This window comes from Bacteroides sp. 1001302B_160321_D4 (assembly GCF_015667765.1).
Taxonomy (GTDB): Bacteria; Bacteroidota; Bacteroidia; order Bacteroidales; family Bacteroidaceae; genus Bacteroides; species Bacteroides xylanisolvens.
The window spans coordinates 39,020-63,309 of the sequence record NZ_JADPLO010000015.1; the positions used below are offsets into that span (position 1 = coordinate 39,020).

Sequence of the window (24,290 nt, forward strand, 5' to 3'; positions counted from 1 at the left end):
ACCGAGTTCATAAAAGAAAATGCGCTAAATCAGTTTCTTTTTCTTCCGGTAGTTCTCACGAAACTCTTTAGGCGAACAACTCTTTTTCTTCTTGAAGATCCGGTTGAAATTGGAAAGGTTATTAAAACCGCACTCATAACAAATCTCGGCGATAGACATCGTAGAATCTACCAGCAACCGGGAAGCAAAGCCCAACCGAATATCAATGATATAATCGGAAAGATTCTTGCCTGTACGCAGTTTGAAAAAGCGGCTGAATGACACATCCGTCATCCCAACCATATCAGCCAACTGCCCCAGACGTATTTCTTCCTGATAATGTGTATTGATGTACTCCTGCACTTTCTGCACACGCCGGCTGTCCGAATGAATATCTATCTTGGCAAAAGACGAACTGGACAAGGTACGCGCTTCTTCTTCAAAGAGAGAAAGTTCATACAGGATTGTCATAAACTTAATGACCGCATAAAATCCTTGCTTCTCGGAAGCAAGCGTATCCAGCAACGGATATATTTTGAGTATGGCAGACATCGGGAAACAAAGCCCTTTTTGTGCTTTATCCAGCATCCGGCGGATAGAGTCGAACTGATTCTTATTGATAAAGCTCTTGAAGAAAAGATCGGAAGAAAACTGAATCGTAATCTCCCGTATCTCTTTCGAATGGCAGTCGTTCTGTTCCCAGACGTGTTCCAAATCTTTTCCTGTTATCAATACCAAATCATAATCACCTATCACTTCGGAAGAGTCTCCTACAATCCGCCTTACTCCGGCAGCCTTTTCGGTGAAGTTCAATTCAAACTCGGAGTGGTTGTGTATAGGATAAGTGAATTCCGTTTTATAACGTTCCGCAATGTAAAAGCAATCCTTATCTGACAAAGGAGTGATTTCACGGATAATCTGGTTGGATAACGGTGTAGTCATAGTAATTACAATTTATAAGCGTTTTATCGTTTGATTAGTTTTCTATCTTTACCCCTATCCGATGCAGGTCTGCCCCCGACGGGTTTTGGAAGACACGCAAGTCGAATTCGGGAATAATGGCAAGCACATGATCGAAAACATCTGCCTGTATACCTTCGTAGGCAACCCATGCTTTATTGGCAGAAAAGAAATAAAGTTCCAACGGGATACCGGTTTCGGTAGGCTGAAGCTGACGTACCATGCAGGTCAGGTCTTGGTTGACGGTAGGCAGATTCTTCAGATAGTTAGTCAGATAGGCACGGAAAACTCCCAGGTTTGTTTGCCGGCGTCCATTCACTAACACAGAGTTGTCGATATGATGTTCCTTATTATATTCTTCCACTACCTTTTCTGTTTCATCCACATAGTCTTTCAAGATTTGTATCTTCCGGTATTTTGCCAACATTTCCGGCGTACAGAAATGCACGCTGGTCATGTCTATATTGATGGAACGTTTCACACGACGTCCGCCGGATTCCTGCATTCCCTGCCAGTTTTGGAAAGAATCACTAATCAATAGGTAAGGAGGAATGGTGGTGATGGTATTATCGAAGTTACGTACTTTTACGGTATTCAATGTTACTTCTATCACCGTACCGTCCGCACCGTATTTCGGCATCGTGATCCAATCGCCCACCTTCAGCATATTATTGGCGGAAAGCTGGATGCCGGAGACAAATCCCATGATACTGTCCTTGAAAACTAACATCAGAACCGCAGCGGAAGCTCCCAATCCGGTCAGCAACACCACCGGACTTTGCTTTATCAGAATACTGATAATGATGATAGCTCCTATAAAGAAGAGAATGACTTGCGCTGTCTGCAAAAGCCCCTTCAAAGGTTTGTCTTTATATTGTTCACGCGCGCTATATACCAGATACACAGCCGTAAACAAAGCACTGACGAAGCGAAGAAAGACTGCAAGGATATAAATCATGCAAAGTCTTCGAAGAAAATCAAGCAAAGCAGAGTCTGCATGTTCGGGAAAAGCAATAGGAATAGATATATAAATCAATATAGGCGCCACCATCCTGCTGATGTTCACCATTACTTTATCATTAAATACAATATCATCCCAAGTAGCTTTTGTCTGTCTCACCAATTTAGCCACGGTACGCAGAATAATCTTGCGGCAAATCAGATTGGCCAGTAATGCTATTCCAATAATAAACAATAAGATGATAAAGTTATCAATCTTATCAGCCATAGCTTCATCCACTCCCATCGAGAGCAAAGCATGATTCACCTCTTGCATCACTACATTACCTGCTTCTTCCGGTTGCCCGTTTGCCAATGCCACACTCACTGTATCAACCACTTCTTTTACTTCTTTCATAAGCAATCGTCTCTCTCTTTTTTAGTTTTTCTTTTATTTATGATCTCTGTTTCTTTTCTTCTTTATTCTTTCCTTCTTCCAAATATTCACTGATATCCTGCCGTAGCCAATCATAATGGAAGAGCCTTTTGTAGGCTACATTCTTCTTGAGCATGATTTCTACGTTCACCTGGCTGTTCTGATAACAAGTCAGTTCGTTTCTGAATTGCTCATTGTGTTCGGCCAGTCGCTTGATTTCCTGTTCCCGTTCACGGCGCAATACGGTGCAGACTGGAATCAGTAGTTTCATTACCACATTATCCATCACATGGTGTCCCTGCATATACAAGTAAGTAGTTTCCGGCACCAAGCCCAGCTCTTTAAATTCAGTCCGCAATCCATTCACCTGATTGATGTTATGGGGAAATTTCCTTTTCAACTCTGCCAACTTCTGATTAACCCGTTGTTGAAGGGATTCCAAGCTCTTTTCCGGATGCCGGAGATTAATCTCGCGCAAAGAAGTATAAGTATGGAAATCGTACATAGGGAAGGTGTAAGTATCCCGTTGGCGATAAAACCATACGTTCCAGAGGAAAAGCGGATATACTATTTCAGAATACTTCTTCAGGTAGAAGTTGAAATCTAAAATGGAACGGTCATTCAACGTAGCCTGCACACATACTTCGTGAAGGCTTTCGGCAAAACAATGATAGTTTTCAATAGCATAGGTATAAGTCTGAAAAATATACCTGCTCCGGTTGATTTTACGGGAGGTATTGGTAGCTCCCTGCAACAGGAAATCATAGTCACTGTCCACACAGGCAATCAGACTTCTCCCCAATTCGGCTGTATTCAGCGTGTTCATGAGTACCATCTTTTTTCCTTTTGCCAGGGAGGTGGCCGAAGGAAGCATCACTTGGAAATAGTGTTCGTCGTCTTCAAACTCTTCAAGCAATGTGCGCCAGAAAGCGATGTCGTCATAGCTTTCTACGTAAGCGATGATACGTCGGCGGGCTTTCTTCGGATAAAGCTTATGGGCGGCATTGAAATAAGAAGAAGTCAGATTATCTCGTAGTGAAGTTGCCATTTGTTCTATTACAGGTTACGAATTACAAATTACAGTTGGGAGAATCCTTGTCGAGCTTGTGCCCTACGGTGGTAGATATATCGCTTACTTCTGTCACGGCATCCAGCCAGCCTTCCATAATGACGGCAGGCGAATGGGTAGTCAGGATAATCTGCACATTCGGATTCAGTTCACGTATCATAGCAATCAGTTTCTGCTGCCATTCTATATGAAGGGAGGCTTCCGGCTCATCCATAAACAATACACAATGGCTGTTGTCCTGCACGAGTACGGTCAGCAGGATAACCAGCATTTGCTTTTCACCGGACGACAGTTTATAAGGGAATAATAGTTCGCCATCCTGATAGAAAGCGATATCGTTCCGTTTCCTGTCTATCTTTTTGCGTGTATAGCTGAACAGTTCGTCAATCATATCCTGAAAACGACGTTTGGCTACAGATAATGTAGCTGCTTTACGACGCTCTTCTTCATCAATGCTGGAAAGCATTTCAATCATCTTATTACCAATGTTGACCTGATAATCGAGGTAACGGCGTTGCAAGAGATAAAGCTGCCAGTCCAGTTCAGACTTTACATTCTTGTCGGCCATGCGGGCTGTGAAGTCACCCATGATCAGGGGACGGTCGTAGCTCCGGATGACGTCATAAGGAATATAGGTTGCCTGGGGATTGTCGAAAAAGAGACGCACTCCGTTCTTCTCGTCACTTTTCATTTCACCGGAAAGTCCTTCGAGGTATCCCACCGAACGGTTCAGAATGGTAGTCTTCCCCACTCCGTTGATGCCGGAGAGGATGTTCACATCGGGACGCAAATCCCATCCTATATTAAAGCGTTCCCATAGTCCGTGTATCTCGATACGACGGATATAATTGGCTTGTTGTTCCATAATATTCAAGTTTAATCAAGGCAAATATAAACAAATCATACGATAAAAGACTACCTTTGCAACCGTTTTCTCTATTTGATTGTTAATGATATCAGAGATATGGTAAAATAAATAGTATCAACATGGACAAAAGTAAGAACCTGTATGGTCATTTGTTTGCGCTTACAGCAAACGTTATGTGGGGATTAATGTCTCCCATCGGTAAGTCGGCTCTTCAAGAGTTTTCTCCAATTTCTGTCACTACATTCCGCATGGTGGGGGCAGCAGCCGCTTTCTGGATCCTTTCCATGTTTTGCAAACAGGAACATGTGAATCATCAAGATATGCTGAAAATCTTCTTTGCTTCACTGTTTGCGCTAGTATTCAATCAAGGAGTGTTTATCTTCGGACTTTCTATGACTTCTCCTATTGATGCTTCTATCGTAACTACCACTCTACCGATTGTAACAATGGTTGTAGCGGCCATTTACTTAAAAGAACCTATTACCAATAAGAAAGTACTGGGGATTTTTATAGGTGCGATGGGAGCGCTCATTCTCATTATGAGTAGCCAGGCAGGAAGCAACGGAAATGGAAGCCTGATTGGTGACTTGCTTTGTCTCGTTGCACAAATCAGTTTCTCCATATACCTGACTGTATTCAAAGGATTGTCTCAACGATATTCGGCAGTAACGATTAATAAATGGATGTTCATATATGCTTCAATGTGTTACATTCCGTTCTCCTATTATGATATTTCTACGATTCAATGGACTTCTGTTTCCACTGTCGCCATTCTACAGGTACTTTATGTCGTATTAGGAGGTAGTTTCCTCGCGTATCTCTGCATTATGACTGCCCAGAGGCTGCTCCGTCCTACGGTAGTCAGTATGTACAATTATATGCAACCGATCGTGGCTACGATTGCAGCAATCGCGATGGGTATCGGAAGTTTCGGCTGGGAGAAAGGGATCGCTATCGCACTTGTATTCCTGGGAGTATATATTGTGACTCAAAGTAAATCGAGAGCTGATCTTGAAAAAGCAGAAAAGCCTCATTTCAAATCCTCAAAATAAGTATCGAGCAGACTTCTTGCAGCTATAAACGAAGTCAGGTTGCCTTTCAATACCTGCTGTTCTTTTTCTAAGAGCATCGCTTCAATCTTCGGATTATGATAAAAGCTGTCACGAAGTTGTTCATTGATGCTTTCATACATCCAGTATTTACTTTGTTCGTTGCGGCGATATTCAAAATAGCCGTTTTCTTTCACGAAGTCAATGTATTCGTAAATCATATCCCAGACCTCCTTCACTCCCAGGTTATAAAAACCGGAGTAAGTCAATACTTTGGGAATCCATCCGGATTCAGGCGCAGGAAACAGATGTAATGCATTACGGAATTGAGTGGCAGCCAACTTGGCACGTTCCAGATTATCTCCATCGGCCTTATTGATAACGATACCATCCGCCATCTCCATAATACCACGCTTAATCCCTTGCAGTTCATCGCCCGTACCGGACAACTGAATCAACAGGAAGAAATCAACCATCGAGTGAACAGCCGTTTCGCTCTGTCCCACTCCTACGGTCTCCACAAAAATCTTATCGAATCCGGCAGCTTCACAAAGAATAATCGTCTCACGTGTTTTGCGTGCCACTCCTCCCAAAGAACCGGCTGACGGGCTAGGGCGGATGAACGATTTAGGATGTACGGAAAGCTGCTCCATACGGGTTTTATCTCCCAAGATACTGCCTTTACTACGCTCACTGCTAGGGTCGATGGCCAATACCGCCAGTTTACCCCCCTTTTCGAGCACGTGCAGACCGAATACATCTATGGATGTACTCTTTCCCGCACCGGGAACGCCGCTGATACCAATCCGTATCGAATTACCGGAAAATGGCAGACACTTCTCAATGATTTCCTGTGAGACAGCCTGATGTTCAGGCTTTACGCTTTCCACCAATGTCACAGCCTGACTCAATATGGTGACATCACCTTTTACAATACCTTCTACAAACTCTGCTACTGAAAGTTGGCGTTTCTTAGGTTTCCGCTTTAAGTAGGGATTCACAGATGAGGGTTGCTCAATGCCTTTATTGACAACAAGCCCCTTATATTCTTCACTATTTTCAGGATGTTCCATAATCATAGGATTTAGCGTTTGATATTGATTTCGACTTTCGGGCGTAACGGATCATTTGTTATCATCAGGATACGTAAATGATGCTTCTTATTACCTACGTCACGCTTACGAATAGTTACTTTGAGCTTCGTCATTCCATCCGGAGGAAGGACTGTCTTTTTCAGGCTCACTCCTACCGACGAATTGAATACCTGCAACTTACTGATGACTAACGGAGTCTTTCCGGAATTGGCTATCAATATATCATGGCTTACCTTATTCTTCTTTATCAACGGGATACTAAGATCAATATCCGTTTCCGAAATGTGCATGGCAGGAGCGTTCAAAGAATCTTTTTCCGTCATACGAGAGAAGTCGGGAAGAAGAATGGCCGAAACCGGTATTTCATTATCTTCGCTCACCTTATCACCGGAGAAACGGGAAAGGTAGACAGAAGTCTGTGTCAATCCGTAATCTTTTAGCTGGCTCGCATCCAGCGTCAGTTTGATAGTTCCTTTCTTGCCTTTCAACAAGACTTTGGGTTCCGCTTCCATTTTCAAATAAGGAGGCAGATGCATCAATACCGGTTCGTAAGGACGATCAGAAAGATTGGCGATATCAAAGGTCAATGAAGGCTGCTGTCCGCGATAGACATCGGGGAAAGCAAACTCATCACGATCTAAACGAATATTTCCAATTGTATAAGGAAGTAGCTTTGTATAATCTTTTATTTCCTGCACTACTTCACCGGTAAACTTCAGATAGACCAAGCTCGGACTGGCATTACTATATATTCCTATCGACTTCTCAAAATGTCCTAACGCTTTTGCGTCAAAAGAAGCTTTTACTACTCCTTTTCCTCCCGGGGCAATCGGTTCTTTGGTCCAGTCGGCCACGGCACAGGCACAAGAGGTTGTGACGTTGGTCAGTACCAATGGCTGGTTTCCCGTGTTAGTGATGGTATATTCCACTGTCACCGGACGTTTCCACTCAATTTGTCCGAAGTTATGTGTCTCTTTATTTGAAGAGATACGAGGTTGGGCAACGGCTGCCAAAGCGACAGTAAGTAAAGATAATATAGATAGTAAACTACGTTTCATGCGATATTTTTTATTTTGGTGCACAAATGTAGGGGTTTTAGATGAGTTTTTCACCACAGATTACACAGATTAACACAGATTGACGAAAGAGGATAATTCTCTCCATCAAGAGGTATCAAATAGATTCAGGCACGGATTACGCCTATTTTATGGTTTCAGTTTATCTAATGAACCGTAAAATAGGCATAATGCGTGCCTGAATATTTCTCTTACAAATGTCCTGCGTTACTCTTTAACAGCTACCGTCATCGAAGCAGAATGTGAAGCATATTCTGGTGCGTATGCACATTGCATGGTTGCCAGACCTGTTTCGTAAGTTCCTGCACGGCTGACACGGTAACTATATTCCAATACATATACTCCTTTTCCTAAATGATCGAAGAAGAAATTGGTCGATGCATCTTTGATGTCTACGTAATAGCCCAGTCCGTTGTTCCAACGATAGCCGGAAATGCTGCCGATCGGTTCGAAGCAAGCTCCCCGCTGATCTTTCAACTGCACAAAATCCATCGGACGGTCTACACGGATGCTCAAACGGGAAACGACTTTATCACCTACCTGAAGAACTGTTTTCGCTGTTATAGGCTGCAATTGAGGGACATTATTTACCATACGTTCCACATACAATTGTTTCTTTACATTCAACTCACCACCCTGTTGTTTCACATCACTGATGGGGGATTCAAATTCTGCATATACAGCTCCCCAGGCGATACCCGGATTTCTCTTTTCCACTTCAATCTTACGGGCATCCACCACGCTCTTCTGTGTGAAAGAACGTTTGATATATCCCAATCCGGGAACAGTTGTTTTACTCGGAGCAACCGTTTCCAGCACTTCATTAGCAATTACAATCCGTACATCTCCCTGATTGTCGAGCAAATTAACACCTTTCATCAGCAACGCAAATACCGCATCGGCAGTAGCAACCGGAGAGTTCCATTGTTGTGTTTGCTTTTGCTTCAACAGCCAAAGTTTCATTTCTTCCACGGTATCGCTGTTACCGCCTATCGCCTCCAATGCTTCCATCACATCTACGTGAGCCTGCATCTGCATTCCGCCCCATGTATACGGATTCTCGTTGAAAGCAAAGAACATTCCCTGTTCATCCGTCTTGGTCAGGAATTCTTTCAGAGAAGCGACAAATTCCTGTGCTTCTTTCTTGCGTCCGGCTTTATCCAGTACAATAGCAGCAATCGCTTTCGTATCCATCGAAGGAGAAGTAAGCAGTTCTCCTACTTTAGAAAGATAATAGGTATAAGCAGCTTTATTGGCAGCAGGCACCTGCTCTCCGGAAATAGCGATGAGATACAAATATTGCAGAATACTGCCCGAAACACCGGTAAATTTCACTCCTTCTTTCTGTGCTTTCAAGATTTCCTTATATTCGTCTAAAGCTGATTGATGAAGGTAAGTGAAAGCATTTTGTTGCAAGGAGAGAGCTGGACCTGTTAATTTCTCACCTGTCAACATAGCCAGACGGGCATTCAGTTCGGCGATATAGGTAGTAATATATCGGCTGCCGGTCATTCCTTTATACCAAGACCATGCACCGTTTGCGTTCTGCAACTCCTGTAATCGGGTCAAAGCCGCTATATTATTGCTACGGATATTATTCAAATCAAACAAAGTGGCGATACGTTCTTTCTGTTGCTCTTCCGTTTGCGCTTCGAGCACCCAGGGAGATTCGGACAGAATAATATTCTTCACTTCCTGATTCTTTTGCAGATTGCTCAAGAAGGTTTCTTTCGTACCTCCCTGCAATTTCCAACTTTCAAACACTGCTTTGATCTTCGGCTGACTGTTCATAATGAACGAAGCCAAGGTATTTGCATAATATGCCGTAGCCCAGGAGATCGCATTATTGCTTGTAGGAAGACTCAAAGAAGGCAATGCCTGAATAGCATACCAGGCCGGATTTCCTGTAAACTCGACAGTCAGTTTACGGTCGGTTGCCGTTTTACTTTGTTGGTTGAACAGGCGGTCGAGTGAGAAAGTACGGGTTTCTTCTCCACGTACAGGCATTGGAAGTGTCTCTACCAAATGCTCCTTATTGCTAAGCACCGGAAGCAACTGTTGTTCCCCATCGCTGAAAGTACCGCTGTCGGCTATCATCCGGCATCCCAATATTTCGTATTTATCACTGACGGTAAACTGGAAGCTCACGCCAATCGTCTTTCCGGCAACAAGGCTGAATTTCTGTTTTTGTGTACTGATTACTTTCTCCGTCATCGGATCGAAAAGAATCAGAGTTACTGTTCCGGCTTGCGGCTTACCAGTCATATTAGAGATAGAAGCAGTAAGAGAAGTCTTATCTCCCACACGTACAAAGCGGGGAAGATTAGGAGTCAGCATAAATTCCTTACTCGTGGTAGCTTCACCGTCCAATGTTCCCATCAACATCCCTTTCGTATGAGAATATCCACGGAAGTTCCAACGCGTCAGACTTTCGGGCATCGTGAAAGAGAACGAGATTTCTCCCTGTTCATTGGTACGAAGTTGCGGGTAGAAGAAGGCCGTTTCTGCAAGATTTGTACGCAGGTCGGCAGGAGCTTCGGGAAGCATTTCGCTGTCAGACGATTCATCCGCTTTTTCTTCCGTCGATACTAATTCCGATTGAAACTCCACATTATTCACGGCATCAGCAGCCATAGCCGATTTCATATTTGGTGCACTAACATCCATCGCCGAAACACTGCCTGTCAACGTCATCTTTCTTGTCGTTCCATATCCTCTCACCATCACTCCGGCCAATTTTCCTTCTAAAGCAATTCCGATACCATACCCCGGCTGCATCACAAAACGATCATACGCCAATCCCGGCACTTTAAGGCTTTTCGTATTCCACCAGTAATTAAATGAATTATTGCCGGAATATCCGCTCATCCAATTAGAATACGGAACAATCTGACTATAGAAGATTTGGAAATTCTGCTGACGGTTCCATATCTTATCCAGTGAAGCATCATACATCGTTGCCAGCATCTCCGCATTAGCGGCTTGTCCTTGTGGCGTTTTAATCGTCAGTTTCCATTCTTCCTTCTGTCCGGGACGCAACTTATCGCGGAACACTTCCCACTTCATAGTCAATGTCTTATCCGGCACACGTCTGGTCAACCGGGCATGTTCCTGATAAACCTGTCCATCTCTTACCATACAGAAATTCACAAACACACCGTCACCATAACTCTCCTGATATGGATATTCGAAGCGAACAATCGTATCAGACAAGTTCAACATCTTACTTTCCAGCAGTTTATCACCGGAGAATACATTCATCATCACATAAGTATCCTTTTTCGACGTACCGAAGCAGAATACAGCCGGATGAGTCGCATCAAATTCCATATTTTCTCCATAGAACCAAACCGTCGTTTCAACAGGCGGACGTTTGTCCTCAATGGAGAAAAGAATCGTGTTAGTATCAGTAGTCACTTCCTTGCCCTGATTATCTTTCACCGATGCTTTCAGTACATAAGGGCCCGAAGGAAGATTCTTCCAATCGAGCGTTATTTCTTCGTTAGAAGTAAAAGTTCCCGTTAAAACCGGTTTCTCTTCCAGTTGTTTGAAATCCTGGTCTTTGGCAGGATATAAGTAATAATTTCCTTTCACTTCCACAGGTTGTCCATTCAGGTTTTGCACGTTAAACATCGTGTCGAATGGTTTATCCTTACAAGTCTTATCATGCAATTCCACCTGCAAAACCAACGAACGATTTCCGGCCGAAATGACATCCGTAGAAGATTGTGTTTCACCCGCCACATTGGTAACAGTAGCTTCAATGGAATAGCGATAATATACTTTATCATCATTCTTATAAGAGTCACTTTCCTGCAGGCGGACCGGTATCGTAAATTCTCCGTTCTCATTGGCCGTCACTTCACCGGAAGCAATCTGCACCGATTCCGCAAAGCGCCAAAGGCTATATGTAGAACGCATCACCTTATATTTTACTGGAAGATCCTGAAGCAATACACCGCTATAAGATTCTATCTTGCCTTTCACCTGCACTTCATCTCCCAACTTGTAACTTCCCTGTTGCTTTTCAAAAGTGATGTCAAATGTCGGACGTTTATAATCTTCCACGCGGATACTTGTACGACCTCTTCCTGCCTTCAACGAGAACATTCCGTTCAGGCAAGCTGAAGGCAACGCGAAATCAGTGGCAAACGAGCCGAACTCATTGGTGCGTACCGACTTCTGCCCTACTTCCTGATTATTTGCATCCAATAAAGTAACCATATATTCCTTGTTCGGAAGCACATCCGCCGTATCTGATTTTTGAGAATAGGCAATTCCTTTCACATACACCGTCTGTCCGGGACGATACAAAGAACGGTCAGTCAATAAAGTCATATTTTCCGCCACTTTATCTTCGTCACCGTAATATCCGTAACTTCCTGCATAGATACCTTGCTTCGGCATCGCTGTATCCGTACCCTTGGAGGCTTTCAAATAGCGGTATTCAGATTTCCAGGGAAATACCACCTTACCATCTTTGTCCGTCGTAAACTCTTGCAAAACTTTTTCATCGTTACTATACATCGTAACTTTCGCATTCGAAATAGGATGTCCCGTCTGTCCGTCCAACGTCACCACTTGATATTGTTTTTCCGGCAGACGACAAGTCAACACCTTGAAACGTGTTACGTCAAACTTGCTTTCACTGTCTCTCTTTGCACGAATATCCGGTATGATACGCATTACGTAAGCTCCAAGTTCGGGAGCTTTGAACGTAAACACCGTGTCCTGTGTCCGGTAATCTTCCGGACGAATTACAGAGTAATGTTGTTCTTTTATCAGTTTCTTCGCCTGATAAATCCGGACGGTAAAACCATCCAGATTCTTATGTGAGGCTCTTAGTTCTATCTCTTCGTTCGGGAAAGCCTGATCTGCTGCATAGACATTCAAATAAGGAGCCAATATCTCTTCCCGAAGATTTTTCAGAGCATTGATTCTGTCATACCCCGGATAAAGACGAATCGCCTCATCGCAAAGCTGCAATGCATTAACCTGCTGTTGCTTTTCAATAGCATAACGGGCTTGTGCCAGGTACACTTCAGCACATATCGGCTCCGAAGCATATTTACTTTTCAATGTATTCAATGCTTTCAGGTAAGTGTCATCCGTCAATACTGAAGCCTCTCCCTTTACTTGGAGAGGTCGGATATACCGTTCCGCTCCCCGTCTCCATTCCAAATAGTTAAGTGCGATCAACACATAACCTTCTTTCAATCCGGCTGCTTTATAAGCAGAAAGCATATTTCCGTAAATAGCTATTATATCCTGCTTCACCGGATTTACGGCGTTCGTTTCAGTATACCCGCTACCTAGTTTTTCCACTTGCAACAGAGCATCAATGCCACGGGAAGCCAATAAATGATAGAGGTCATGGTGATAATATTCACTCGTTTTCCCCAGTTCTACGAAAGGGATATAGTCGCGTGAAGAAGTTTTGAGCAGTAACACAGAGTCAGCCAAGGCTTCTTTCACATTTGTCCGCACTTTCTCTACAAACATATTGGCGGTCCACTCGCGTATATCCGTAGAAGGCGTTTGGCCTACAATTTCCGTCCGTTGGCGAAGTTGCCACTGGTTGTTGGCAGCATAATTTGCATAAATTCCGGCTATCAGAGAATGCAAAATAGCACGGTCCATTGGTTGGTCGGTTTGTTTCACCCACTGTTCCAGTCCTTTCAGACCGGCATAAAGACTATCCGGATTCAACATTTCCCGGTATTTCATCCGCCACGCGTATGCTTTGAGCATCTGCGGAGAGTTTTTCTCTTTTTCCCCTTTCTGATAAATCTCATCAGTCAGTTTTATCACTGTCTTAGGCAAGCTCTTTTTCTCTGCTTGCTCCACTTCTTTCCATAATTTGTCGAAAGTCTGTGCCTGCACCGCCGGAATCACTCCCAACCATAGTAGCACCATCATACAAATCTGCTTTACTTTCATAATCTTTCTAGTTTAAGTTCGCTATAAGTCTCACTCTATAAATAACAAAGTAAAGAAATAAAGTTTAAAGATTTGTACTTTTTAGCTTAAAAAAAACTTTTATCAAAATATCAGCTCTGCACTGTATCCAACATTAGCTTATTAGCAAATTCACTCTGGAATAAAATAAAAAACGATCACCCGGTGAGTTATTTAGTTAGATAGTTCATCTTTTTACGTAAAATACTCTGATATGGTCTACAATGAAGCTGCTTGCATATTCTGCTTCCTCTTCATCTGTCTTACAATCAGGCATATCTCTCCAAAACTTGCCGTCGTAAATACGTGGTTGTTGGGATATGTAAACGTCAAACGAGATAACAGGTATGTTTTTATTCTTTAGTGCTGCATAATAATAAGGATATTCGTAATGGACTATTGTGAAACTCTTAATATAGCTTTTCCCTTCTGGATCTATATATGGACTCGTATCATTAGAATAGAAGATATTTATCGGCAAATCTTTTTTATAATATTTGAGCACCTCTCCGAGTGGTTTTCCTTTAAAATAACCCGATTTGCGTTCAAAGTTTGTTTTGAGAAAACGAAGTGTATCAGTACCAAATTCGGACAAGGGGTGATACACATATGCTGTTGCATTCTCTTGTGCGTATGACATGAGACAACAGATGTAAAATAGCAGAGTAAAGATGTTTTTTCTTATGACTATTTGCATTTTATGGTAATGACTGCATGTATTCAATCGGATTTGTAATCCGATGATGCGTGGTATATTGGGATTACAAATCCAATGAAAAATGCTTATTCTCGTAGATAGAACACTTTGATGTGGTCTACTATGAGTTCTCTTGCATATTCAGCCTCTTCATCCTCTGTTTCACAATCGGGCATATCTCTCCAAAACAGATAGTCATCGATACGTGGTAGTTGAGATATGTAAACTTCAAATTCGATTACTGGAGTACCTTTACTTTTTAATGCATAATGGTAATATATAGGATCATAATGAGCCACCGTGAGGCTTTTAATATAGCTTTTTCCATCAGGGTCGATGTATGGACTTGTTCCATTAGTAAAAAAAACATTCACAGGAAGGTCTCTTCTATAATATTTGAGAACTTCTCCCAAAGGTTTTCCTTTAAAATAATCCGATTTGCGTTCAAAGTTTGTTTTGAGAAAGCGTAACGTGTCCGTTCCAAATTCGGACAAAGGATGATACACATATGCTGTTGCATTCTCTTGTGCGTATGACATGAGGCAACAGATGGTAAATAACAGGGTAAAGATGTTCTTTTTCATGACTATTGGCATTTGTATGGGGTTATACCTTGAATGTTTTGATTGATTGGAACACTTAATTTCTTGTAGTGCTCTTCTTGAATAGGTATAATGAAACATCCTTCTATTGTTTCTTGTTGGGTGTAAGGTACTGCATAAAACATTCCATATTGAGAAGATGAAGATATAACTGTGTGCTCGAAAGAGATAACGTTTTCTACTGATTGTTCTTTCATTTGTTCGTAAATAAGAGGTTGTCGTTGCATCTGCTGTAACAACTGAATTGCAATTGGATTTTGTAATCTTGATGAAATTAAATCAATTTCGTCACCAATGTTACTCATGCTTTCTGTACACATCGTACACAATATAACAATGCAGAATAAGTTTAAAAAGTGATAGGTGTTTTTCATATTCTTCTAATTAAATAGTAAATATTTATTTTTTTGTTGATTAGACAGATGTTGAATCCAAATTTATAATATTTTGTTTAAAAAGAAAAGTATTCGGCGGCTTATTTCTAAATTTTATTATGATAGACTTGAAATATGCTTCAACAGTAATGTTCATATCAATTCGGATTTGAATAGATATTAGATGCATCGGAATTTTATTTACTCTAGTAACAAAGAAAAAACGCTTAGTAGTAGAGTTCTATCTGACACCCGGGTCTCAGATAGATTGTTTATACAGTGGAGAAAAATCTAAACTATATTATTTAATTTCTTTCCGTGCGGATCAGTTCATTTCTGCACCGTTTCACTCATTCTATACCGTTTTGAGCAAAATGTTCTTTCATATAAGATAAAAAGTGAGAAACATCTTATAGGAGAAGGTTGTACCTGACTTCTATTATATAACTCTCCCTAAATTCCCTGTCAACTTCTTTTGCCATATCAATAAGAATTTCTATCTTTGCCTATCGAAAGCCGAAGAGAAATGCGGCTCATTGAAACTTTTTTTGCGGCAAGTAAACGACCAAATTATATTAAAGCAAAAAACAACATTCCAATGAATTGGTTTCATGCGTACGACGTAAAGTCGGGCGTGTGAACATATTTATTGAATGTTGTAGGTGCTTGGTCGTACCTCTTGCCGGATAAATATGAACTCAGCGCCCGACTTCTTATATATAAATAAGGTGGGCGTTCATAAATATTCGATAAGATATGAACATACCAAACAAAAAAAACACTCCGGTGGACTATCATCTCCTCAAAGACATGCAAGTATCGTACGAAACAATCAGAAAGGAGGATACAGCATGGCTGATTGGCTAACCCTCAAACAATTGTCAGAGAAGCGTGGCATCCCCGAAAACACTCTCCGATACTGGAAGAGCTTGAATTACATCGCTTCATCAACCATCGACAACGTAGTGATGCTGGATGACAATAGCGTAACCCGCTTTCTCGACGCCAACCAAACAAAAGAACTGGAAGAAGACTATCTCAAGCAACTCATTCAGGAGAAAAAAGCGGAGTGCGAAGCAACGCTCGCTTACTTTGAAGACGAGTTGTACTTATTAAAAACCCAAAAGCTATATCAACCACTTTTCCATATCGTGATAGAGGAGCTTGGCGCACTAATCACCGACGACTATCAACGGGAAATATTTCTCGCCATTTCCAAAGGCGAACCTATCGCAAGAGTAGCGGCGCGCCATCAGCTCACTTACGTACAAACCGCAAATGCCTATAGCAATATCCTCGAAAAGCTGGGTGAGAACACAAATAGAATCTCCACGTTCCGCCACCGGACAATGGAACTATTATACAGCCGATTCGACACGACCGACCCAACTAATACACGCATAGGCGATATCCTTGAAACGCATGCCAATGCCGTCTTAAAAACAAAGGCGAACATTGAAAACGTGCGCGAACTGCTACAATATGCTTCTAAATACGGGTGGAACAAAGTAAGAAATCTACATGGTATGGGCGAAGTCACCTATTCGCGCATGATAGAAACACTATGCAACAACCATTTCATCATTGTCGGTGAAGACAAAAACATCGAATTATCGCCCGAAATAGCGACTTTACTGCTATAAAGTATGTATAAAAGTACAAGTCATTCTTTTATCATAAAAACAAACCTTAAGATTTACAGATGTTAATCTTAACTTTTACAATTATATAGAAAAAGTGGGGATATCGTCTTTAATAACGTATCCCCACTCTAAACCTAGTTAATGTACTCTTTCTCATTTCTCAATTCTGTACCCCCATGAAAGCATTTCATTACGACCTACTTCACTAAGGATTTTTCTAACTAAAGAACTCATTTTCTTTGCCATAATCTTTAAAACTTTAAATTACTAATTCCTGAAAACTAAAAAATAAAACTTACTTGTTTGGTTTAGCATTAATTGTCGAATATCCCCAAACATGTACATCGGCTTCGCCGATCTTTCTAAACAATCTTTTTAAACTTTTCATTTTGTTATCCTCTTAATTACATGTTTTATAACACAAAAATACGGCCTTTGTTTATACATTGACCTAAAAAAGAGAGAAATTTATGTTTTATAGCATATTTCTTGATTTGCATCAATTAATTTATTTGTTATGAAATAAAATTGTAATATAGCCTGCAACAAATATGACAAAAAGGCACGGATGAGATTTCATCCGTGCCTTCGCTATAAATACCTATTATATAATAGGAGAATATTTACATTATAAAGAATACGCTTATTTCAGTGGAGTTTGTTCTAAAGTAGCCACCAGGAAGTCGTAGAACTTCCGTACAGTAGGAATCAATGCTCTTTCGTCCGGTGAGTGCGGTGAACGCAAAGTCGGGCCAAAAGAAATCATATCCAATCCCGGAATAATAGCACCGATAATACCACATTCCAAGCCTGCGTGGATTACTTTCACTGCAGGTTCTACCCCAAATTGCTGCTTATAAGAGGCTTTCATCGCATGCAAAATCGGAGAATTAACATCAGGCTGCCAACCGGAATATCCACCAGTCATTTCCACCTTCATACCTGCCATAGAGAAACAAGACTCCAAGCTGGTAGTCAGATATTCCTTCATGCTATCACTCGAGCTGCGAGCCAGAATCTTAATGGCTGCTTTTCCTCCACCAATCGTAATAATAGCAAGATTGGAAGAAGTCTCTACCGTATCCGGAACAGTAGGAATCATACGGGTCACACCGTTCTGACAAGCAAAGATTGCATCAATCAGATTGTCCTGAATCTCTTCAGGCACTTGACCCGCAGGAAGTTCCACACGTTCGGCCGTAAAGCTGATCGGTGTTTCAATTGCCGAATATTCTTCATTGAACAGATCTTCGCAGTATTTCACCAAGCCCAATAGCTCTTCTTCATTTTCAGCCGGAATGGTAATAACCGCATGTGCTTCACGTGGAATAGCATTACGCATATTACCACCTTCCCAGCTAGCCAAACGGGCTTCATAGCTGGCAACCGCTTCACGAACGAAACGAACCAGCAACTTATTGGCATTAGCGCGTCCTTCATTGATTTCCAATCCCGAATGTCCGCCACGTAATCCTTTCAATGTAACTTTCACTGCTACATCTCCTTCTTCGGGAGCTACTTCTTTATATTCTAAAGTTGCAGTTACATCCATACCTCCGGCACAACCAATATACAATTCGCCTTCATCTTCCGAATCCAGATTCAAAAGAATCTCTCCGTTCAGTGTACCCGGTTTCAAGCCGAATGCACCGTACATGCCGGTTTCTTCGTCTTTCGTGATAAGAGCTTCCAAAGGACCGTGTTTCAGGTCTTTTGCTTCCAACACGGCCATAATAGCAGCTACACCCAGTCCGTTGTCTGCGCCCAAAGTAGTGCCTTTTGCTTTTACCCAGTCACCGTCTATAAAAGTTTCAATCGGATCTTTTTCAAAATCGTGTACAGTATCGTTGTTCTTCTGCGGAACCATATCCATGTGCGCCTGAAGAATCACACCTTTCCGGTTTTCCATACCCGGAGTGGCGGGTTTACGGATAATCACATTACCTGCTTCGTCTACAAAAGACTCCAGCCCCAGCTCTTTTCCGAAACCTAAAAGAAATGCTGTAATCTTTTCCATGTGTCCTGACGGACGGGGAATCTGTGTCAACGAATAAAAATGCTTCCACACGTTCTGTGGAGCTAAAGAAAGAATGGTACTCATAATAAATATTTTAAAACTATTTTAAATCTGATAATTAAACAGTGCCAAGTTATGGAAAAGTTTTCAGATGACAAAGGAGGTTGGCAAAAACATGTAAGAATATACACTTTTAGCTAAAAATTTACGCCCGATGTCTATTGGTGAACGGCAGAGCAGCCAAGCCGTACACACCCAATAAAACAACCAAAAAGGTTTGAATACCGTGTACAATCAGGGCAAATATTCCGGCATCCGTCACGTTTACTCCATAAAGCATCATCATAGAAATGATGGCAAAATGCCAGGGTCCCGCTCCGTTAGGGGTAGGCACAATTACGGCAAACGTGCCGCCGACAAACATGACCAATGCCGCAAGGATACCCAAATGTGCCGTAAAGGCAAAGCAGTAGAATGTAAAATAGAAATGGAGAAAGTAACAAGCCCAAATAGCCAGTGTATAAAAAATAAAGAGAGGAATGTTGCGCACGCCTTTTAAAGACATAATTCCTTCCCATATATTCAATACAAATCCTTTCACCCGTTCATAGAAGAACAACGTTTTTCTTAAATAATAAAGAAGTATCACCACACCAATAAAACAAAACAGAATGATATAAAACCACACTGAAGTCAACAGGTGGACTAATGAAGGGATTTTCGTTCCGGTCTGCTGAAGGAAAGTGACGAATATCGGTAATTGGAGCAATACAGTGATGCCTGTGATGAGGAGAATAGTCAACGTATCGACCAACCGCTCCGTAACGACTGTTCCCAACGACTTGGCAAACGAGACATTATCATATTTCGCCAACACTCCGCAACGGCTCACCTCCCCGATCCGGGGAACCACCAGACTGGCAGCGTATGAAATGAAGATAGCATTCACGCAATCGCTCTTTTTCGGGAAAGCGTCCAACGGTTCCAATGTTTGTCTCCACCGCCAACCACGAAAGACTTGTGCAAACACTCCGAACAATAACGAGAAGAGCATCCACCACCAATTTGTACCGTGTAACAACACATCGCCCGCTTTTGTAAAATCAAAGTCGCGATATACCCAGAATAAGATAAAGCCGCCTAAAACAACCGGTAACATCAGTTTCAGCGTCTTTTTTAATAGTTTCTTCATCCTTAATTCTTCATTAGCTTCGCTGACACATCATTTATTTTTTAATAAATAGTGGTACGTTCTTCATTTAAAAGAATTACCTTTGTCAGCTGCAAAAGTAATTATTTAGTTGGTAAATGAAATTAGTAAAGCCTAAAAAGTTTCTCGGACAACACTTTCTGAAAGATCTGAAAGTTGCGCAAGATATTGCCGATACGGTCGACATCTTCCCCGAACTGCCTATTTTAGAGGTGGGGCCGGGTATGGGAGTATTGACCCAGTTTCTAGTAAAGAAAGACCGATTGGTAAAGGTCGTAGAAGTTGACTATGAGTCGGTTGCTTATCTTCGCGAAGCCTATCCGTCACTGGAAGACCACATCATCGAGGATGACTTCTTGAAAATGAATCTTCACCGATTGTTCGACGGGAAGCCTTTCGTACTGACTGGTAATTACCCCTATAATATTTCCAGCCAAATCTTTTTCAAGATGCTGGACAACAAAGATATCGTCCCTTGTTGCACGGGAATGATTCAAAAAGAGGTAGCCGAACGTATTGCAGCCGGACCGGGCAGCAAGACATACGGTATCCTTAGCGTATTGATACAGGCATGGTATAAAGTAGAATATTTATTCACTGTCAGCGAACACGTGTTCAATCCGCCTCCCAAAGTGAAAAGCGCTGTTATCCGTATGACACGCAACGAGACTAAAGAGTTGGGATGCGACGAAAAACTGTTCAAGCAAGTAGTGAAAACGACCTTCAACCAGCGACGGAAAACATTGCGCAACTCCATCAAACCTATTTTAGGCAAAGATTGTCCGCTCACGGAGGACATCTTATTTAATAAACGCCCGGAACAACTATCGGTAGCCGAATTTATCGATCTGACCAATAAAGTGGAAGAAGCACTAAAGACAGCCGGCAACGCCCAATAATTGGCGGGCAACAGTGAGCAGAGAACTGGATTTTGTAATTCGTAATTTGTAATTGACAACGATGAACGAGGAATACATTGACAACGTTAAACACCTTATTGAGCAAAAAGACGCCGACAAGGTAAAAGGTCTTCTCATCGACCTCCATCCGGCCGACATCGCCGAATTGTGCAATGACCTGAATGCGGAAGAGGCTAAGTTCGTCTATCGCCTGCTCGATAACGAAATTGCTGCCGACGTGCTTGTCGAAATGGACGAAGATGCTCGTAAAGAGCTGCTCGAAATGCTTCCTTCGGAGACAATCGCCAAACGTTTCGTTGACTACATGGACACGGATGATGCCGTAGACCTGATGCGTGAACTCGATGAAGACAAGCAGGAAGAGGTTCTTTCGCACATCGAGGACATCGAACAGGCAGGAGACATCGTCGACTTGTTGAAATACGACGAAAATACCGCCGGTGGTTTGATGGGTACGGAAATGGTACTCGTCAACGAAAACTGGAGTATGCCCGAATGTCTGAAAGAGATGCGGCAACAGGCGGAAGAGCTGGACGAAATCTATTACGTATATGTCATTGACGATGACGAACGTCTGCGAGGTATCTTCCCGCTCAAAAAGATGATTACTTCCCCTTCTGTATCCAAAGTGAAACACGTGATGCAGAAAGATCCGATTTCGGTACACGTAGATACTCCCATTGACGAGGTAGTACAGGCGATTGAGAAGTATGACTTGGTGGCTATCCCCGTTGTCGACAGTATCGGTCGGCTTGTGGGACAAATCACCGTCGACGACGTCATGGATGAAGTCCGTGAGCAGTCGGAACGTGACTATCAGTTGGCATCCGGTCTTTCGCAGGACGTAGAAACAGACGATAATGTATTGAGACAGACCACCGCCCGCCTCCCCTGGCTATTAATCGGTATGATCGGCGGAATCGGCAACTCTATGATATTGGGTAATTTCGACTCCACCTTTGCTGCCCATCCCGAAATGGCACTGTACATCCCGCTAATCGGTGGTACAGGAGGAAATGTCGGAACACAATCTTCGGCAATCATCGTACAAGGTTTGGCAAACAGCTCGCTGGACGCTAAAAACACGTTCAAGCAGATTACCAAGGAATCGGTAGTAGCTTTAATTAATGCCACTATTATCTCCTTATTAGTATACACCTACAACTTTATCAGGTTCGGCGCAACGGCTACGGTCACCTATTCCGTATCCATCAGCCTGTTTGCCGTGGTAATGTTCGCTTCTATTTTCGGGACACTGGTACCGATGACATTGGAGAAGTTCAAAATCGATCCAGCCATTGCAACAGGTCCGTTTATAGCCATTACAAATGACATCATCGGAATGATGTTGTACATGGGAATAACCGTTTTATTGTCATAAAAACACGATAAACAAAAAAAAATAAGCAAAATAGTATGAAGTAATCGTTTTATTTCATTAATTTGTGACCCAAAACTAATATACAATGATGGACGCTCATGACACTAATCAACCCTTGAACCAAGGGGAATTAGAAGAAGAAAAGAAAACAGTCGAGGTTTCTGAAGCTATTACAGAGACTCCGGCTGAAGATGTTACTGCCGAAGTTCAACCTGAAGCAGCTCCTAAACCTGCCACTAAGGAAGATGTACTAAACCAGCTAAAAGAGCTTGCGCAAGATGCTGAAAATGCGAACAAGCAGGATATTGACAATCTGAAACAATCATTCTACAAGTTACATAATGCCGAGTTGGAAGCTGCTAAGGTACAGTTTACAGACAACGGTGGAAACATTGAAGATTTTGTTGCCGAAGAGGACCCGACGGAAGAAGAATTCAAACGTCTGATGGGGGTTATCAAGGAAAAACGCAGCAAACAGGTTGCCGAGCTGGAACGCCAAAAGGAAGAAAACCTGCAAGTGAAACTTTCCATTATTGAAGAACTGAAAGAATTGGTGGAATCCGGAGATGACGCCAACAAATCTTATACAGAGTTCAAGAAGCTGCAACAGCAATGGAATGATACGAAACAGGTGCCGCAAGGTAAAGTGAATGAACTTTGGAAAAACTATCAATTATATGTAGAGAAGTTCTACGATTTATTGAAACTGAACAATGAATTCCGCGAATATGACTTCAAAAAGAATCTGGAAATCAAAACACATCTCTGCGAAGCTGCCGAAAAGTTGGCTGACGAGGAAGATGTTGTTTCCGCTTTCCACCAACTTCAGAAGTTGCATCAGGAGTTCCGCGATACAGGTCCGGTAGCCAAAGAACTGCGTGATGAAATCTGGAATCGGTTTAAAGCAGCTTCTACCGCTGTCAACCGCCGCCATCAGCAGCACTTCGAATCGTTGAAAGAAGCCGAACAGCATAATTTGGATCAAAAAACCGTCATCTGCGAAATCGTTGAAGCGATTGAGTATGATGAACTGAAAACATTCTCTGCCTGGGAAAACAAGACCCAGGAAGTGATTGCCTTGCAAAACAAATGGAAAACTATCGGTTTTGCGCCCCAGAAGATGAATGTGAAGATCTTCGAGCGTTTCCGCCATGCCTGCGATGATTTCTTCAAGAAGAAAGGAGAATTCTTCAAGAGCCTGAAAGAAGGAATGAACGAGAATCTGGAAAAGAAGAAAGCGCTCTGCGAAAAAGCGGAAGCCTTGAAAGATAGTACAGACTGGAAAGTAACTGCCGATGCACTGACCAAACTTCAAAAAGAATGGAAGACCATCGGACCTGTTGCCAAGAAACACTCGGATGCTATCTGGAAACGGTTTATCACAGCTTGCGACTACTTCTTCGAACAAAAGAACAAAGCTACTTCTTCACAACGTTCTGTAGAAACAGAGAATATGGAAAAGAAGAAAGCGTTGATCGAGAAGTTATCCGCTATTGATGAAAGCATGGATACCGAAGAAGCAAGTACCTTGGTTCGGGATTTAATGAAAGAGTGGAACTCTATCGGTCATGTGCCGTTCAAAGAAAAAGATAAGTTATACAAGCAGTATCACGGAATCATCGATCAGCTATTCGACCGCTTTAACATCAATGCTTCCAACAAGAAGTTAAGTAACTTCCGTTCGAATATCAGCAATATCCAGGGAAGCGGTACTCAATCTCTGTACAGAGAACGTGAAAAGCTGGTACGTACTTATGAGAATATGAAGAATGAGCTTCAGACTTATGAGAACAATCTGGGCTTCCTGACTTCTACTTCTAAGAAAGGCAGCAGCCTGCTGACTGAATTGAACCGCAAGGTAGATAAGTTGAAAGCAGACTTGGAACTGGTATTACAAAAGATCAAAGTAATCGATGAATCAATAAAAGCAGAAGAATAAGAGTTCTGCCCGATTTAGAAAAATTAGAAACAGGTTTTATACTCACTTGAGCTATAAAACCTGTTTTTCTTTTCTACTA

17 protein-coding genes are annotated in these 24,290 nt (G+C 42.1%); 5 read left to right on the plus strand and 12 right to left on the minus strand.

The window, feature by feature from the left end; all coding sequences use genetic code 11:
- Positions 1-24 precede the first annotated feature (24 nt).
- The 4 genes from KFO40_RS08185 to KFO40_RS08200 are packed head-to-tail and all read right to left on the minus strand — an operon-like array spanning position 25 to position 4,248.
- Complete coding sequence (locus KFO40_RS08185; protein WP_004315639.1) at positions 25-921, minus strand: AraC family transcriptional regulator; 897 nt, start codon at positions 919-921, stop codon at positions 25-27.
- A 34-nt stretch (positions 922-955) separates the two neighbouring features.
- Entirely contained in the window at positions 956-2,296 is a 1,341-nt protein-coding gene (locus KFO40_RS08190) for a mechanosensitive ion channel family protein (RefSeq protein WP_211146248.1), read from the minus strand.
- 37 nt (positions 2,297-2,333) lie between these two features.
- Entirely contained in the window at positions 2,334-3,362 is a 1,029-nt protein-coding gene (locus KFO40_RS08195) for a DUF4435 domain-containing protein (protein ID WP_004312100.1), read from the minus strand.
- Between the two features lie 22 nt (positions 3,363-3,384).
- Positions 3,385-4,248, minus strand: coding sequence for an AAA family ATPase (locus KFO40_RS08200; RefSeq protein WP_211146249.1), 864 nt, complete (start codon positions 4,246-4,248; stop codon positions 3,385-3,387).
- Positions 4,249-4,370: 122 nt separating this feature from the next.
- Between KFO40_RS08200 and KFO40_RS08205 the strand changes: the two genes are divergently transcribed.
- Positions 4,371-5,303, plus strand: coding sequence for a DMT family transporter (locus KFO40_RS08205; RefSeq protein WP_120144454.1), 933 nt, complete (start codon positions 4,371-4,373; stop codon positions 5,301-5,303).
- Here the strand turns inward: KFO40_RS08205 and meaB are convergent.
- The 6 genes from meaB to KFO40_RS08235 all read right to left on the minus strand — a co-directional run bounded on the left by meaB (position 5,282) and on the right by KFO40_RS08235 (position 15,032).
- Complete coding sequence (gene meaB / locus KFO40_RS08210) at positions 5,282-6,373, minus strand: methylmalonyl Co-A mutase-associated GTPase MeaB (protein ID WP_004320987.1); 1,092 nt, start codon at positions 6,371-6,373, stop codon at positions 5,282-5,284. The genes KFO40_RS08205 and meaB overlap by 22 nt on opposite strands.
- Positions 6,374-6,384: 11 nt before the next feature.
- On the minus strand, positions 6,385-7,452 hold the full coding sequence (locus KFO40_RS08215) for a DUF1573 domain-containing protein (protein WP_004301426.1): 1,068 nt from the start codon (positions 7,450-7,452) through the stop codon (positions 6,385-6,387).
- 225 nt (positions 7,453-7,677) lie between these two features.
- Positions 7,678-13,410, minus strand: coding sequence for an alpha-2-macroglobulin family protein (locus tag KFO40_RS08220; RefSeq protein ID WP_211146250.1), 5,733 nt, complete (start codon positions 13,408-13,410; stop codon positions 7,678-7,680).
- A 205-nt stretch (positions 13,411-13,615) separates the two neighbouring features.
- Positions 13,616-14,068, minus strand: a complete 453-nt coding sequence (locus tag KFO40_RS08225) for a hypothetical protein (RefSeq protein ID WP_049701884.1) — start codon at positions 14,066-14,068, stop codon at positions 13,616-13,618.
- Positions 14,069-14,211: 143 nt separating this feature from the next.
- Positions 14,212-14,709, minus strand: a complete 498-nt coding sequence (locus tag KFO40_RS08230) for a hypothetical protein (protein ID WP_151921897.1) — start codon at positions 14,707-14,709, stop codon at positions 14,212-14,214.
- Between the two features lie 2 nt (positions 14,710-14,711).
- Complete coding sequence (locus tag KFO40_RS08235; RefSeq protein WP_151921898.1) at positions 14,712-15,032, minus strand: hypothetical protein; 321 nt, start codon at positions 15,030-15,032, stop codon at positions 14,712-14,714.
- 920 nt (positions 15,033-15,952) lie between these two features.
- Here KFO40_RS08235 and KFO40_RS08240 point away from each other — a divergent pair.
- Positions 15,953-16,744 (plus strand): hypothetical protein, encoded by a 792-nt coding sequence (locus KFO40_RS08240; RefSeq protein WP_049702306.1) that lies wholly within the window; start codon positions 15,953-15,955, stop codon positions 16,742-16,744.
- A 643-nt stretch (positions 16,745-17,387) separates the two neighbouring features.
- On the opposite strand, the gene KFO40_RS08245 is transcribed toward KFO40_RS08240, so the two are convergent.
- Both KFO40_RS08245 and KFO40_RS08250 read right to left on the minus strand, forming a co-directional pair.
- Positions 17,388-18,845 carry an aminoacyl-histidine dipeptidase gene (locus KFO40_RS08245; RefSeq protein WP_211146251.1) on the minus strand — a complete coding sequence of 486 codons (1,458 nt, stop codon included), beginning with the start codon at positions 18,843-18,845 and terminating at the stop codon, positions 17,388-17,390.
- A gap of 121 nt (positions 18,846-18,966) precedes the next feature.
- Positions 18,967-19,953 carry a lysylphosphatidylglycerol synthase transmembrane domain-containing protein gene (locus KFO40_RS08250; RefSeq protein ID WP_151936788.1) on the minus strand — a complete coding sequence of 329 codons (987 nt, stop codon included), beginning with the start codon at positions 19,951-19,953 and terminating at the stop codon, positions 18,967-18,969.
- Between the two features lie 116 nt (positions 19,954-20,069).
- Here KFO40_RS08250 and rsmA point away from each other — a divergent pair, with 116 nt between their 5' ends.
- The 3 genes from rsmA to KFO40_RS08265 all read left to right on the plus strand — a co-directional run bounded on the left by rsmA (position 20,070) and on the right by KFO40_RS08265 (position 24,211).
- Entirely contained in the window at positions 20,070-20,870 is an 801-nt protein-coding gene (gene rsmA / locus KFO40_RS08255; protein ID WP_211146252.1) for a 16S rRNA (adenine(1518)-N(6)/adenine(1519)-N(6))-dimethyltransferase RsmA, read from the plus strand.
- 61 nt (positions 20,871-20,931) lie between these two features.
- Positions 20,932-22,272, plus strand: coding sequence for a magnesium transporter (gene mgtE, locus KFO40_RS08260; protein WP_004312092.1), 1,341 nt, complete (start codon positions 20,932-20,934; stop codon positions 22,270-22,272).
- Positions 22,273-22,357: 85 nt separating this feature from the next.
- Entirely contained in the window at positions 22,358-24,211 is a 1,854-nt protein-coding gene (locus KFO40_RS08265) for a DUF349 domain-containing protein (protein ID WP_211146253.1), read from the plus strand.
- The last annotated feature ends 79 nt before the right edge of the window (positions 24,212-24,290 follow it).

Bases quoted from the DNA above. Each gene is read 5' to 3' on its own strand.
- KFO40_RS08185 (WP_004315639.1), bottom strand. From the start codon at position 921: ATGACTACACCGTTATCCAACCAGATTATCCGTGAAATCACTCCTTTG.
- KFO40_RS08190 (WP_211146248.1), bottom strand. From the start codon at position 2,296: ATGAAAGAAGTAAAAGAAGTGGTTGATACAGTGAGTGTGGCATTGGCA.
- KFO40_RS08195 (WP_004312100.1), bottom strand. From the start codon at position 3,362: ATGGCAACTTCACTACGAGATAATCTGACTTCTTCTTATTTCAATGCC.
- KFO40_RS08200 (WP_211146249.1), bottom strand. From the start codon at position 4,248: ATGGAACAACAAGCCAATTATATCCGTCGTATCGAGATACACGGACTA.
- KFO40_RS08205 (WP_120144454.1), top strand. From the start codon at position 4,371: ATGGACAAAAGTAAGAACCTGTATGGTCATTTGTTTGCGCTTACAGCA.
- meaB (WP_004320987.1), bottom strand. From the start codon at position 6,373: ATGGAACATCCTGAAAATAGTGAAGAATATAAGGGGCTTGTTGTCAAT.
- KFO40_RS08215 (WP_004301426.1), bottom strand. From the start codon at position 7,452: ATGAAACGTAGTTTACTATCTATATTATCTTTACTTACTGTCGCTTTG.
- KFO40_RS08220 (WP_211146250.1), bottom strand. From the start codon at position 13,410: ATGAAAGTAAAGCAGATTTGTATGATGGTGCTACTATGGTTGGGAGTG.
- KFO40_RS08225 (WP_049701884.1), bottom strand. From the start codon at position 14,068: ATGTCATACGCACAAGAGAATGCAACAGCATATGTGTATCACCCCTTG.
- KFO40_RS08230 (WP_151921897.1), bottom strand. From the start codon at position 14,709: ATGAAAAAGAACATCTTTACCCTGTTATTTACCATCTGTTGCCTCATG.
- KFO40_RS08235 (WP_151921898.1), bottom strand. From the start codon at position 15,032: ATGAGTAACATTGGTGACGAAATTGATTTAATTTCATCAAGATTACAA.
- KFO40_RS08240 (WP_049702306.1), top strand. From the start codon at position 15,953: ATGGCTGATTGGCTAACCCTCAAACAATTGTCAGAGAAGCGTGGCATC.
- KFO40_RS08245 (WP_211146251.1), bottom strand. From the start codon at position 18,845: ATGAGTACCATTCTTTCTTTAGCTCCACAGAACGTGTGGAAGCATTTT.
- KFO40_RS08250 (WP_151936788.1), bottom strand. From the start codon at position 19,953: ATGAAGAAACTATTAAAAAAGACGCTGAAACTGATGTTACCGGTTGTT.
- rsmA (WP_211146252.1), top strand. From the start codon at position 20,070: ATGAAATTAGTAAAGCCTAAAAAGTTTCTCGGACAACACTTTCTGAAA.
- mgtE (WP_004312092.1), top strand. From the start codon at position 20,932: ATGAACGAGGAATACATTGACAACGTTAAACACCTTATTGAGCAAAAA.
- KFO40_RS08265 (WP_211146253.1), top strand. From the start codon at position 22,358: ATGATGGACGCTCATGACACTAATCAACCCTTGAACCAAGGGGAATTA.